This is a genomic window from Nocardia sp. NPDC019323 (assembly GCF_044389845.1).
GTDB lineage: Bacteria > Actinomycetota > Actinomycetes > Mycobacteriales > Mycobacteriaceae > Nocardia > Nocardia implantans.
Map to the genome: position 1 here is coordinate 397,908 of NZ_JBIRYN010000005.1, position 12,431 is coordinate 410,338.

Genomic DNA, 12,431 nt, shown 5'->3' on the forward strand with positions numbered 1-12,431 from the left:
TCACCCCGCGACGAAGAACAGTCCGGCGCCGTAGGCGTCGCGCGCGGAGACGTGGAAACCCTCGTCCGTCTCACGAACCGGCACATTCGCGTTCCGGATGACCTCGCGGGCGACGGCGAGATCGCGCACGGCGATGGTCATGGCGGCCAGGTACGACGGTGCGGGTGCCGGTTCGCCCGGCAACACAGCGGCGACCTGCGACGCGCGCACCAGTTCCAGCCGGCCCGAGCCCATCTCCAGCACGGTCAGCGGTGCCTTGTGCACGGCGGCGACGTCGAGAATGCGGGAGTAGCGTTCGACGACCGCGTCGAAGTCGGCATCGGCCACGACGATCAGCACGGCGGCGATGGCAACGGCGCCGTTCGGGTGCGACAGGTAGCGCGGCTGGTGCACGTAGCCGCGGGTGAGATGCTGGGCGACGCCGAGCAGCGCCTCCGGTGTCGAACTCGGGTCCACGTGCACCGCCCGCGCGCGGACCGTGCGCACGCCGTCCTCGGTCTCGACGTCGCGCTCCAGGTCGAGCACACCGGTGGCGCGCAGGCCCGCGGCCAGGAGTTGCCGCCGCGCCGACTCGGCGTCACCGGTCTCGAGGTTGAGCAGACGAAAACCTTCGTATTCGTCGGCCATCGCCTTGGTATGCCAGGGGTCCGGTGCGGACTCGTCCACTATGCCGAGCAGCTCGAGGTAGGAGCCGCCGAACAGCGCGCACCGGTTGGCCGTGCATCCCGGCGTCGGCGGTTCACCGGGTCGCGCGCTCAGCAGATGCCGCGAGCGGGGACTCAGCGTGAATCCGAGGTCGAGGTAGCGGCGTTCCAAGCCGTCCAGATCGCGGGTCAGGATTCCGGTGTGGTGGATGGCGTCGATCGGTTTCTGCATGCCGACGATGCTCGTGCGGCACCCGCCGCGCCGCCCGTCAGCACGGACGATTCGCCGGATTCCGGCACTGACCTACGCTGACGTGGTGGATTCGGTCACTTTGGACGGCGTCGACCGAGGCCTGCTGCACGCGTTGCAGCTCGACGGCCGTGCGCCGTTCAGCAGGCTCGCCCCGGTGCTGGACGTCTCGGAGCGCACGCTGGCCCGCCGCTACCGGCGGCTGCTGGACACGGGCGGTTTGCGGGTGACCGGGGTCGCCGACACCGGCCGGGTGGGCCACAGCGAGTGGCTGGTCCGTCTTCGCGTCCGACCGGATGCCACCGCGGCCATGGCCCGCGCGCTGGCGCGCCGCGCCGATACCGCCTGGGTGACCGTCATCGGCGGCGGCACCGAGCTGACGTGCCTGTTCCGCGTGCCCGGCGACGCTCCCCTGCCCGAACTGGCCCGCCATCCGGCCGTCGGCGCGGTGGACGCCCAGCGTGTGCTGCGGCACGTCATGCGACGACGCTGGCGGGGACGGATGTCGGCGCTGTCCGCCGAACAGAGCGCGGCGCTCGGCACACCCCACACCGGTCCGGCCGCGACCGTGGCGCCGAGCGAACTGGATCGGCGGCTGCTTCTCGCGCTTGCCGCCGATGGACGGGCAGCGTATCCACGGCTGGCGCGAGCCGTCGGTCGGTCGGAATCCGCCGTGCGGCGGCGAGTGGAGGAACTGCGCCACGCCCGGGTGCTCGGTTTCGACGTCGAGATCGATCCCGCGCTGTTCGGGTTCACCGTGCAGAGCCTGCTGTGGCTCATGGTTTCCCCCGCCCACCTGCTCGCCGTCGCGACCACGCTGGCGGCCGATCCGGAGGCGGCGTTCGTCGGCGTCATCACCGGACCGCACAATCTGCTGGTGTGCGTCGTCTGTCGTGATGCCGACGACCTGTTCCGCTACACGACGGAGCGGATCGGGGCGCTGAGCGGGATCGACCGGATGGAGATCAGCCCGGTCAGCGGATACGCCAAGCGCGCCGCGCCGCCGCGATACACCTGACGCCGGCTTGCATTCGCTGCTGAATTTGCCAGCGGCACAGTCTCTTACCCGGCACCGAGTGCATCGGCGGTTCCACGTGGATCACGACGGCCACACCCACAGTTCGGACGATCCCGCCACTCGCGCGGCGGAGTTGTGAATCACAACAGCCGCACCGGCACGCCGCGGCACGGGCGGTTAGGGTCGGTCAGGTGACCTGGACCGTGGGCTTCGACTTGGACATGACGCTGATCGACTCGCGGCCGGGCGTCGCGCGCGCCATCGACCTGCTCGGCGTCGAATTCGATCTGCCGCTGTGCGGGACGACCTTCGCCGATCGGCTCGGCCCGCCGCTGGCCACCCTGCTCGTCGAGGCGGGCGCGCCGGAGGATCTCGTTCCGGCGCTGGTGACTCGCTATCGCGCGCTGTATCCGACGATTGTCTCGAGCATCCCCCCGATGCCGGGCGCACAGGCCGCGCTGGCGGCCGTCGAGGCCCGCAACGGCCGAGTGCTCGTGGTCACCGGCAAGCACGCCCCGCTCGCGCAGCTGCACATCGCCGAACTCGGTTGGCGCGTCGACCATCTCGCGGGTGACCTGTGGTCGGCGGGCAAGGCGGCGACGCTGCGCGAACAGGGCGCGAGTTTGTTCGTCGGCGATCACGTCGGCGACATGAACGGCGCACGCGCCGCGGACGTCTTCGCGGTCGGCGTCAGCACCGGGCCGTGCACGACGGACGAACTGCGCGCGGCGGGCGCGGACGTGGTGCTGGCCGATCTCACCGAATTCCCCGCCTGGCTGGCGACAGAGTTCGGCGCGGTCACCGCTTAGGCCGCTCCGGTCGCGACGTCGGCTTGTCGGGACCGCCCCCGGCCGGTGCCGAACTCCCTTTCTCGAAACAACCTCGCCCGGCGCACCGACAAGTCCACCTCAGTGGTGCCGCGGTGGATCGCCGCTTCGTGCCAAAAACTTGCACCGTTAGTTTACCGGTCGCTAGCCTACTGCGCATGAACCTCGAACTGTCCGGCGAGCAGACGGCGGCACGGCGGCTCGCTTCCGATTTCGTCGACCGGGAGATCGCGCCGCACGCCGCGCGATGGGATCGCGACGAACAGGTGGACCGTTCGATCGTCGCCCGGCTCGGTGAACTGGGCTTCCTCGGGCTCACCATCCCCGAGCAGTACGGCGGCAGCGCGGGCGACCACCTCACCTATTGCCTGGTCCTGGAGGAACTGGGACGGGGCGATTCCTCCGTGCGCGGCATCGTCTCGGTCTCGCTCGGCTTGGTCGCCAAGTCGATCCACCATTTCGGCACCGAGGAGCAGAAGCAGACCTGGCTCACGCGGCTGGTCACGGGGGAGGCGCTCGGCTGTTTCGGGCTCACCGAGCCCGGCACCGGATCCGATGCCGCCCAGTTGCGCACCCGCGCGACGCGCGACGGCGCGGACTGGGTGCTGTCGGGCACGAAGATGTTCATCACCAACGGCACCTGGGCCGATGTGGCGCTGGTGTTCGCGCGTACCGGCGGCGAAGGACACCGGGGCATCAGCGCGTTCCTCGTCCCCACCGACTCCCCCGGCTTCGCCGCGCGCGAGATCCACGGCAAGCTCGGGCTGCGTGGCCAGGCCACCGCCGAACTCGTCCTCGACGGGGTGCGCGTACCCGACAGCGCCCGCCTGCACGACGAAGGCAAAGGCTTCACCGTGGCGATGGCAGCGCTGGCCAAAGGCCGCATGTCGGTCGCGGCGGGGTGTGTCGGGCTGGCCCAGGCGTGTTTGGACGCCGCCGTCGGCTACGCCACCCAGCGGGAACAGTTCGGCAAGCCGATCGCGGCCCACCAGCTGGTGCAGGAACTGCTCGCCGACATCGCGCTGGACGTCGACGCGGCGCGGCTGCTGGTATGGCGGGTCGCCGATCTCATCGACCGCGGCGAAGAATTCGCGCTGGCGTCGTCGAAGGCGAAGCTGTTCGCTTCCGAGGCCGCGGTCCGTGCGGCCGATCGCGCGGTGCAGGTATTCGGCGGTTACGGCTACATCGACGAGTTCCCCGTGGGCAAGTATCTGCGCGATGCCAAGGTGATGACCCTCTACGAGGGCACGAGCCAGATCCAGAAACTGCTCATCGGCCGCGCCCTGACCGGCGTCGCCGCGTTCTGACAGGAGAACTTCCGATGCACCGCTTCACCGACCGCGTCGCGGTCGTCACCGGCGCGGCTCAGGGCATCGGCGCGGCCACCGCGCTGCGCCTCGCCGCCGAGGGCGCGGCCGTGGCCGTCCTGGACCGCAACGAGCCCGACGAGACCGCCGCGCGGATCACCGCCGCGGGCGGCGTGGCGCGCGGTTATGTCTGCGACGTCACCGACCGCGGCTCGGTGGGGCAGGTTTTCGATCGCGTGGCCACCGATCTGGGCAGCCCGCAGATTCTGGTGAACAACGCGGGGATCACGCGCGACGACCTGTTCTTCCGCCTGTCCGAGGAGGACTGGAACGCGGTGCTCGCGGTCAATCTGACCGGCGCCTACCACTGTGCGCAGGTGGCGCAGACGTTCATGGTGGCCCAGCGGTACGGCAGGATCGTCTCGCTGTCGAGCCGGTCGGCGCTCGGCAATCGCGGGCAGGCCAACTACGCGGCCGCCAAGGCGGGCATCCAAGGGCTGACCGCCACGCTCGCGCTCGAACTCGGGCCCTACGGCATCACGGTGAACGCGGTGGCGCCCGGCTATATCGCCACCGCCATGACCGCCGCCACCGCACACCGGGTCGGCCTGACGGCCGAAGACCACCAGAAGGCCGCCGCGGACCGGACGCCACTGGGCCGGGTGGGACAGCCCGAAGAAGTCGCGGCGGTCATCGCGTTCCTCGCCAGCGATGAGGCGAGCTACGTCAGCGGCCAGACGCTGTATGTCAACGGCGGCGCGCGCTGACCAGAGCGGCTCCGCCGTGACCGCACGTGGCATCGCTCGATGCGCACGCGCCCCAGCGACCCGGCCGCCGGTCCCGTCGGCGGCTCACCACGGGACCGGCCCGACGCGGTCGAAGAAGCCGCCGGTCGGCCCGTCCTGCGGAAGCGTGGCCAGCCGCACGATCGCGTCGGTCCCCTCGGTGACGGTCTGGAAGCCGGAGTGCCCGTTCAGGTCCGTGGCGGTGTAGCCGGGGTCGGCGGCGTTGACCTGGAAGCCGGGCAGTGCCCGAGAGTACTGCGAGGTGATCATGTTCAGCGCCGTCTTCGACGCCGGATACGGCAGGCCGAGCAACGTGGATTCGATCCGGCTCGGGTCGGAGGTCCGCGCCAGCGAGCCGATACCGCTGGAGACCATCACGATCCGCGGCTGAGCCGCGGCCCGCAACAGCGGCAGGAACGCGTTCGTCACCTGCACCGGACCGAAGACGTTGGTCTCGAACACCGCGCGCATGTCCGCGGCATCGACGAGATCCGGCGTCTTCCTGGTGCCCCCGATACCCGCGTTGTTGACCAGCACGTCCAGCCGCGCGGTGCGCTGGCGGACGTATTCGGCCGCAGCCGCGATCGATGCGGCGGAGGTGACGTCGAGCGGGACGAACTCGACCGACACCCCCGTCGCGGTCAACTCCGCCGCGGCCGCCTCGCCCAGCTTCTCGTCGCGAGCGGCCAGGAACACCCGCCAGTCCAAATCCGCCAGCCTACGGACAGTTTCGCGTCCCAAGCCCTTGTTCGCCCCGGTCACCAGGGCCGTAGTCGTGTCGTTCACGGAGCCAGCGTCACGGTTCCGGCAACCCCGCGCCAGGGATGCCATCTCCTGGGAGCAGCGATCCCACCCCCGCACCGAACCGCTGCGGCATGATCGGGATGTGGATCGAACCGAGCTGGCCGCCCTGCTGCGGCAGGCGCGTGACCGGGTGCGTCCGGTGGATGTCGGGCTGCCCGCGGGCGCGCGCAGGCAGGTGCCGGGATTACGACGCGAGGAGGTCGCGCAGCTCGCGGGGGTCAGCGTGGACTACGTGGTGCGGCTGGAGCAGGGGCGCGGCCCCCGGCCGTCCAGCTCGGTGCTGGCCGCGCTCGCCCGCGCGCTGCGGCTCAACGACGAGGACCGCGCACTGCTGTTCCAGCTCGCGGGCGCGGCGCTTCCGCAGGCAGGCCGGATCGACATGGTGGTGCGGCCCAGCGTCTTGCGTCTGCTGGACCGGATGGCGGATCTGCCCGCGCTGGTGCTGTCGGCGAAAGCCGATCTGCTGGCCTGGAATCCGATGGCGACCGCGCTGCTCGGCGATTTCTCCGCGTGGCCGCCCGCCCAGCGCAACATCATCTGGCAGCGCTTCCTCGGCACCGAGCCCGGACGGGTGATGATGACACCCGCCGAGGCGGACAATGCCGCCGCTTTCTCGGTCGCCAGTCTGCGCAGCGCCCGCGCCCGCTACCCCGACGATCCCGGACTGCTGCGATTGGTTTCCGAATTGCGTTCGCGCAGTCCACGCTTCGAGCAGCTGTGGAACGCGCGACGATCCGGTCAGTGGCGTAGCGCGACCAAGACGATCGATCATCCGGAGCTGGGCTGCTTGCGGTTGGACTGCGACACCCTGCTCGTCCCGGACACCGACCAAGCCGTCGTCGTCTATTCGGCGGCGCCCGGCAGCAAGGAAGCGTCGGCCCTGGAACTGCTCCGAGTGACCGGCGCTCAGCGGTTCACGGTCACGGAGCCCTCCGGTTGACCACCGCACTACAGTGACAGCGTGCGCGATGATCCCTACTGGAATCACAACACTCACTACCACCCTTGGTTGTTGAAGCAGGTGCCACGCTCGGCGCGCACCGCCCTCGACATCGGCTGCGGGGACGGCTTGCTGGCGGGCAAGCTGGCCGGACGCGGGCTGACGGTCACCGGAATCGACGTCGACCCCGCCATCATCGCCCGAGCGCCCGCCGTGGCGGGGGTGTCCCTCGAACAGGCCGACTTCCTCGACTACGCGGGCTCGTTCGATGTCGTCACCACCGTGGCCACGCTGCACCACGTTCCCCTGCGGGCGGGGCTCACGGCGCTGCGCCGTCTGGTCGCACCTGGTGGCGTGCTCGCCGTGGTCGGCTTGTGGAAGATGTCGCCGCGCACGGACTTCCACTACTTCCCGCTGTTCCCGCTCATCTGGGCGATCCACCTTTCCCACCGTGTCGGCGGGCCGAATGCGCGAACGCGCGACCCCATCGACGGATTCGCCGAAATCCGTTCCACCGCAGCCGAACTCCTGCCCGGCGCGCGCGTACGGCGGCGGCTCATGTGGCGCTACACACTGTTGTGGCACAAGCCCGCGTGATCCTCGGTCCCGAGGACGCACCCGGCTAGAGTCGTGGCATGCCGCCGCTTCGGGAGCACAGACCGCGAAAGGCCATCCGCACGCTGCCCGGCCACGCCGTGCCGATGCCCCCGCTACTATCCGGGGAGGAGGTGCGCGCACGGCTCGCCGGCGCGGCGTGACCTCCCGGGCCCTCGGCGGTGTCGTCTTCGACGCCGCGGCGGTCGTCGCGTTCGCCAACCGCGCCAACTACGCCCAGGCGGTCGTCTGGGCGACGGTCGAGGCGGGAAGCACCATCGTCGTTCCGAGCACCGTGCTCGCGGCGGCGCGCACGCACATCCCGGCCGACCGGCTCGATATCCTGGCCGTGCTGGTCGGGTTGCCGCACACCGTCGTCCCGACGTTCGACCGCACCGGCCCGCCACTGCCGGCATTCGGCGATGATATCCTGGCGGCCGCGGGGCATGTCACCCGCGAAGCGGTCGCCCGCACCTGGCCCTGCCTGACCAGCCGTCCGAGACGGCTCCGGCAGATCGATCCGCGCGTCATCATCGATCCGCTGCCCTGACCCGCACCCGGCGGCTCAGCGCAGCAACTCGATGACGGGGGCGAGTTTCTCCATGCTGTCCTCGAGGACGGTGACGTAGCTGATGCCGTAGCGATCGCGCCGGTCGCGCAGGCGGTCGGCCATCTCCTCGGGTGTGCCCATCAGCAGGAGCGGGTGCTCCTCCGGGGAGTCGGCGACGTCCGGCGGCAGCGCCGGACCGAAGAGTTCCAGCACGCTCGCGCGTTCGCGCGGCGGCACCACCCGCTGCACGAGGATGTTGAACTCGACCTTGTCCAGCCGTGGACCGAGCAGTTGCCCCACATAGGCGACGCGCTCCTCGATCTCGGCGAGCCCGGCCATCTGCAGCGGCCCGCCGTTGCGCGCGGCCGCCGCGCCGGTGAAGGCGATGATGTCGGCGTGCCGCGCGGCGACGCCGAGCAGACGATCACCCCATCCGCCGATGAGGACAGGCGGCCCCGACGGCTGCGCGGGCTGCGGCTGATACTCCGGATCGGCGAACAGCCTGCGCAGGGTGATCACCGTCTGCTCCAAGTGCTCGACGCGCTTGCTCCCGCTCTCGAACGGGATGCCCGCGGCCTCGAACTCGGCCTGCACATAGCCCGCGCCGAGCCCGAGTTCCACCCGCCCGTCGGTGAACTGATCGGCGCCGGCCACGTCGCGGGCCAGCAACACCGGGTTGTAGAACGCGGTGTTGAGCACGAAGGTGTTCAACCGCACCCGCTCGGTCGCCTCGGCGGCCAGGATCAACGCGGGGAACGGCGCGGGCAGGCCGAGATGATCGGCGACACCCACCACGTCGAAGCCGAGTTCTTCTGCCCGACGGCACTTTTCGATCCAACCCGAACGTGATTCGGGGACCACCATGTTGACACCGAACCGGAAAGGGTGCTGTGCAGTCACGTGTCCTGTCTAGCGAACCGGGCCGGGCCGCCGTACTCCGGGGCCGGGTCAGCACTGGGCGAGCGCACCCGCGGCAACTACGACGCCCAGCAGTGCGACGACCGTGGCGGCCGCCGGCACCGGCCGTCGCAGCGCTCGCCCGACCGGGCCGGGAGCGGTGTGCCCGGCGGGGTTCACGCGCGGGGATCGACGGGCGGACCGGCGCCGGATCATGGCGACCGTGGTGATGATCAGCGTCGCGATCAGCATGTCCGCACCCTCAGACCCGCACGGCGTGCGGCGCGGTGGCGTGGGGGGCGGACTTGCCGCGCGGCGGCGCGACTATCCGGTGGTGCAGCAGACTTTCGGCGGTGTCCAAGACGGTTTCGCGCACCGGCCGCATGGTCCAGCCCAGTTCGCGCCGGGCTTTGTCGGCGCTGAGCGACTCGGTGCGCCCCAGGGTCGGCACGGTCAGCCGGAGACTCTTGTCGAAGATCGCGACGCAGCGTACGAGCCAGTTCGGCAGCTGCCTGGTCGGCACCCGGAATCCGCGCGGCCCGTATTCCTCGGCGAGAATGCGCGCCATCTCCCCCATCCACAGGTGCTCGCCCGCGCAGATGTATCGGTTGCCCGCGGCTTCCGGCGTCTCCAGCGCCAACCGGTGGGCTACGGCGAGATCGCGCACGTCCACCGGCGCCCAGCCGACGCGTGGCATGCCGGGCGCGTCCGCGGCGAGCAATCTGCGCACCGGTTCATGCGAGGTGCTCGTCGCGGCGGACAGCAGCGGCCCCAGCACCATGCCCGGATTGACGACGACCAGTTCGAAGCGCTGGCCCGCCGGAAGCCCCGCGACGAAATCCCAGGCCGCCCGCTCGGCCAGCGTCTTGCTCTTCTGGTAGGCCGGACTGCGCTCGACCACCGTCCAGTCGGCCTCGGTGCGGAGGCCCTCATCGGTGTGACCGGCGACGATCGCCGCGATCGACGAGGTGAGCACCACCCGGCGGACGGTGCCCGCGGCGGCGCAGGCGCGCAGCACGCGCAGCGTTCCCTCGACCGCGGTATCGATGAGTTCTCGCTCGTCGTCGGGCGGCGTGGTGGGGAACGGGGAGGCGACGTGCAGCACCGCCGCGCTGCCCGCGACGGCGGCCGCCCAGCCGTCGTCGCCGTTGAGGTCCGCTTGCGCGAACTCCAGTTCGCCCCCGGTTCGCCGGGCCAGCTCGACCAGGTGTGCCCGTTTGCCGGTGGCGGCGAGGTCACGAACCGTCGCGCGCACGGCGTAACCGTGTTCCAGCAATTCGGCGATGACGTGACCGGCGACGAATCCCGTTGCGCCGGTGACCGATACCCGTGTGCTCATTAGTTCATCCGTCTCGTGGATTGGCTGAGGCGGCAGTCATCTGAGCGCCGCTCAGATAATCTAAGCATCGCATAGTTAGGTTGTCCAGGAGGCGTCGCATACGCTCGGACGGTGACGCGGACCAGTTACCACCACGGCGCCCTGCGCGACGCGCTGCTGGCCGCCTGCCTGCGTTTGATCGAAACCGAAGGGCTCGCGGCGGTCAGCCTGCGCCGGGTGGCCCGCGAGGCGGGCGTGAGCACCGCGGCGCCGTACCATCACTTCCCCGACCGAGCCGCCCTGCTGGCGACGCTGTCCACCCAGGGATTCCAGATGCTCGGAACGCGACTGGCGGCCGCCCGCGCCGAAGCGGAGACGCCCATGGCCGCCCTCACCGCGCTGGCGCACACCTACGTGCGGTTCTCCCGCGAGCAACCGGCCTACTTCCGCTTGATGTTCCGGCCCGAACTCTCCCAGCCCGACAAGCATCCCGACACCATGGCCGCGGGCGACGCCGCTTTCGCGGTGCTGGCCGACGCGATCGCGGAGTGCGTGCGCGCGGGCGCGCTGCCCGCCGACAAAGCCGACACACTGGCCGTCATGTTCTGGGGACTCGGCCACGGCCTTGCCTCGCTGTGGCTGGACGGACAGCTGGAGAAGCGCGCCGAACAGTTCGGCTCCACCGCCACGGCGCTGGTGGACGATGTGATGCGGACCTTCGCGACATTGATCGAACCCGGCGAGTCACCGCTGCCCTAGAGTAAACGCCAGACGTTTGCTCCTCCGATGCTTCCCACACCGATCCGAGAGGACGACACGGATGACCGCACAGCTGGATCCGACGGTGCAGGAGTTCGTCGACGCTCTCAACGCCAATGATCAAGACCGCTTCTACGCGGTTCTCACCGACGACGCCACCATGTCCGACGACGGCGTGGAGCGCAACCTCGCCCAGTGGACCGAAGCGGAGATCTTCGACAGCAACGGCCGCATGCGCGTCGAGTCGGTCGGCGACAACGGCACCGAACTGGTCGCCGACTACACCAATTCGCGCTGGGGCTCGATGCGAACCACCTGGCGGTTCGTCCTGCGGGAAGGCAAAGTGAGCCGTTTCGAGACCGGACAGGCGTGAAAGCCCTTGCCAGCTCGCCGCCCGCGTTGACATCCTGACCCTCGTGTTCGTCGCGCCGCGCTACGGTACCGGTTCTCTCGCCGACCTGCTGCCCTCCGTCCTCGCCGGTCTCGGCGTGCCCGGCGAGGCCGACCGCCTCGGGCTCGGGCTCGACGCCGACCGGGTCTGCGTGCTGCTGGTCGACGGGCTGGGCTACCACGATCTGATCGCCAATCCCGCTGCTGCGCCCTTCCTGTCCGGTCTCGCTCCGATCTCGCTCACGGCCGGCTTCCCGACCACGACGGCCACCAGCCTCGCCTCGCTCGGAGTGGGCGTTCCCCCTGGCGAGCACGGCATCGTCGGCTATCTGTTCCACGTGCCCGGATACGACCCGCTGTTCACGCCGCTGTCCTGGCGGCTGCACGGCGTGCCGAAATCCGATCTGCGCAAGGAACTCGTTCCGACGGAATTCCAGCCCCGGACAACGGTTTTCCAGCGGGCCGTCGCCGACGGCATCGCCGTGGCACAGGTATCGCCGCGCGATCAGGCGGGATCGGGATTGACCGAGGCGGTGCTGCGCGGTTGCGAGTTCCGCCCCCAGTTCTCGTTCGGCGATCTCGTCGCGAATGTGAGCGACGCGCTGCGCGCCGGTCCGCGTTCCTTGGTCTACACCTATCACGGCGATCTGGACCTCACCGGGCACGTGCGCGGGCCCGCATCCCGTTCTTGGGAGCTGGAACTGGCGAACACCGACCGGCTCGCCGCCGCGCTCGCCGAGGAGTTGCCCGCCGGAGCGGCGCTGCTGGTGACCGCCGACCACGGCATGGTGCACTTGGACGACCGTATCGACTTCGACACCACCCCCGTGCTGCAAGAGGGCGTTCGAGCGCTCGGCGGCGAGGCCCGCGCCAGGCACATCTACACCGAGCCGGACGCCGAATCCGACGTCGCCGCGGCGTGGGAGGCCACGCTCGGCGCGGACTTCGAGGTGCTGACCAGGGCGGAGACCATGGGACGCGGCTGGTTCGGCCCCACCGTCGACCCCGCGGTCGCCCAGCGCATCGGCGATCTGGTCGTCGTCGCGCGCGGGCGGCGCGGCGTCATCCGGACCGGCGCCGAACCGCTGCAGTCGCGGTTGGTCGGTCACCACGGTTCGCTGACCCCGGCGGAGATCGACGTCCCGCTGTGCGTCTTCCGCGCCTGATCGAGTGCCGCGAGCCTGCCGAATCCGTCGGCTCCGTAGCCGGCGGCGATCGCTCGCTGCACCTCGGCCCGGGCGGTACCGAGTGCGCCGTCGGCGAGGCCCTTCGCCCGGACGGCGCTCAGGATACGATCCAAGATCGCCGCGGTGGCGGTGATCGTTTGGATGCAGTACCGGCGGACCCA

The 12,431-nt window shown here is 70.4% G+C and carries 15 protein-coding genes; 10 read left to right on the top strand and 5 right to left on the bottom strand.

Translation table 11 applies throughout. The features are described 5' to 3' along the window. Positions 1-876 (bottom strand): VOC family protein, encoded by an 876-nt coding sequence (locus ACH49X_RS21145; protein WP_195081221.1) that lies wholly within the window; start codon positions 874-876, stop codon positions 1-3. A gap of 85 nt (positions 877-961) precedes the next feature. On the opposite strand from ACH49X_RS21145, the gene ACH49X_RS21150 reads away from it, so the two are divergent. The 4 genes from ACH49X_RS21150 to fabG all read left to right on the top strand — a co-directional run bounded on the left by ACH49X_RS21150 (position 962) and on the right by fabG (position 4,813). Next, positions 962-1,912: an Lrp/AsnC family transcriptional regulator gene (locus ACH49X_RS21150; RefSeq protein ID WP_357206102.1), complete on the top strand. Its 951-nt coding sequence runs from the start codon at positions 962-964 to the stop codon at positions 1,910-1,912. A gap of 191 nt (positions 1,913-2,103) precedes the next feature. Continuing rightward, on the top strand, positions 2,104-2,721 hold the full coding sequence (locus tag ACH49X_RS21155; protein ID WP_357206105.1) for a haloacid dehalogenase-like hydrolase: 618 nt from the start codon (positions 2,104-2,106) through the stop codon (positions 2,719-2,721). 176 nt (positions 2,722-2,897) lie between these two features. Then, on the top strand, positions 2,898-4,046 hold the full coding sequence (locus ACH49X_RS21160; protein ID WP_195081218.1) for an acyl-CoA dehydrogenase family protein: 1,149 nt from the start codon (positions 2,898-2,900) through the stop codon (positions 4,044-4,046). 14 nt (positions 4,047-4,060) lie between these two features. Next, positions 4,061-4,813 (top strand): 3-oxoacyl-ACP reductase FabG, encoded by a 753-nt coding sequence (gene fabG / locus ACH49X_RS21165; protein WP_357105033.1) that lies wholly within the window; start codon positions 4,061-4,063, stop codon positions 4,811-4,813. Between the two features lie 84 nt (positions 4,814-4,897). Here the strand turns inward: fabG and ACH49X_RS21170 are convergent, their stop codons facing one another. Further along, positions 4,898-5,617 (bottom strand): SDR family NAD(P)-dependent oxidoreductase, encoded by a 720-nt coding sequence (locus ACH49X_RS21170; protein ID WP_357206108.1) that lies wholly within the window; start codon positions 5,615-5,617, stop codon positions 4,898-4,900. A 100-nt stretch (positions 5,618-5,717) separates the two neighbouring features. Here ACH49X_RS21170 and ACH49X_RS21175 point away from each other — a divergent pair, with 100 nt between their 5' ends. The 3 genes from ACH49X_RS21175 (at position 5,718) to ACH49X_RS21185 (ending at position 7,719) form a co-directional block, all read left to right on the top strand. After that, the gene (locus ACH49X_RS21175; protein WP_357206110.1) at positions 5,718-6,575 is read left to right on the top strand and encodes a helix-turn-helix transcriptional regulator; all 858 of its coding nucleotides are present in this window, start codon (positions 5,718-5,720) and stop codon (positions 6,573-6,575) included. Between the two features lie 21 nt (positions 6,576-6,596). Continuing rightward, complete coding sequence (locus ACH49X_RS21180; protein ID WP_195081214.1) at positions 6,597-7,172, top strand: bifunctional 2-polyprenyl-6-hydroxyphenol methylase/3-demethylubiquinol 3-O-methyltransferase UbiG; 576 nt, start codon at positions 6,597-6,599, stop codon at positions 7,170-7,172. Between the two features lie 157 nt (positions 7,173-7,329). Then, positions 7,330-7,719 carry a hypothetical protein gene (locus tag ACH49X_RS21185; RefSeq protein ID WP_195081213.1) on the top strand — a complete coding sequence of 130 codons (390 nt, stop codon included), beginning with the start codon at positions 7,330-7,332 and terminating at the stop codon, positions 7,717-7,719. A 15-nt stretch (positions 7,720-7,734) separates the two neighbouring features. Here ACH49X_RS21185 and ACH49X_RS21190 read toward each other — a convergent pair whose 3' ends face one another. From ACH49X_RS21190 to ACH49X_RS21200, 3 genes are read right to left on the bottom strand one after another with little or no spacing between them, the layout of a single operon-like run. Then, on the bottom strand, positions 7,735-8,619 hold the full coding sequence (locus ACH49X_RS21190; protein WP_195081212.1) for a TIGR03621 family F420-dependent LLM class oxidoreductase: 885 nt from the start codon (positions 8,617-8,619) through the stop codon (positions 7,735-7,737). A 48-nt stretch (positions 8,620-8,667) separates the two neighbouring features. After that, positions 8,668-8,868, bottom strand: a complete 201-nt coding sequence (locus ACH49X_RS21195) for a hypothetical protein (protein WP_195081211.1) — start codon at positions 8,866-8,868, stop codon at positions 8,668-8,670. Between the two features lie 10 nt (positions 8,869-8,878). Next, entirely contained in the window at positions 8,879-9,955 is a 1,077-nt protein-coding gene (locus tag ACH49X_RS21200; protein ID WP_357206112.1) for an NAD-dependent epimerase/dehydratase family protein, read from the bottom strand. A gap of 111 nt (positions 9,956-10,066) precedes the next feature. On the opposite strand from ACH49X_RS21200, the gene ACH49X_RS21205 reads away from it, so the two are divergent. The 3 genes from ACH49X_RS21205 (at position 10,067) to ACH49X_RS21215 (ending at position 12,249) form a co-directional block, all read left to right on the top strand. Further along, positions 10,067-10,693, top strand: coding sequence for a TetR/AcrR family transcriptional regulator (locus tag ACH49X_RS21205; protein ID WP_357206114.1), 627 nt, complete (start codon positions 10,067-10,069; stop codon positions 10,691-10,693). 61 nt (positions 10,694-10,754) lie between these two features. Further along, a complete protein-coding gene (locus ACH49X_RS21210) occupies positions 10,755-11,066 on the top strand; it encodes a nuclear transport factor 2 family protein (protein ID WP_195081208.1) in 312 nt (103 codons plus the stop codon). A gap of 43 nt (positions 11,067-11,109) precedes the next feature. Then, positions 11,110-12,249 carry an alkaline phosphatase family protein gene (locus ACH49X_RS21215; protein ID WP_195081207.1) on the top strand — a complete coding sequence of 380 codons (1,140 nt, stop codon included), beginning with the start codon at positions 11,110-11,112 and terminating at the stop codon, positions 12,247-12,249. Positions 12,250-12,431 lie beyond the last annotated feature (182 nt).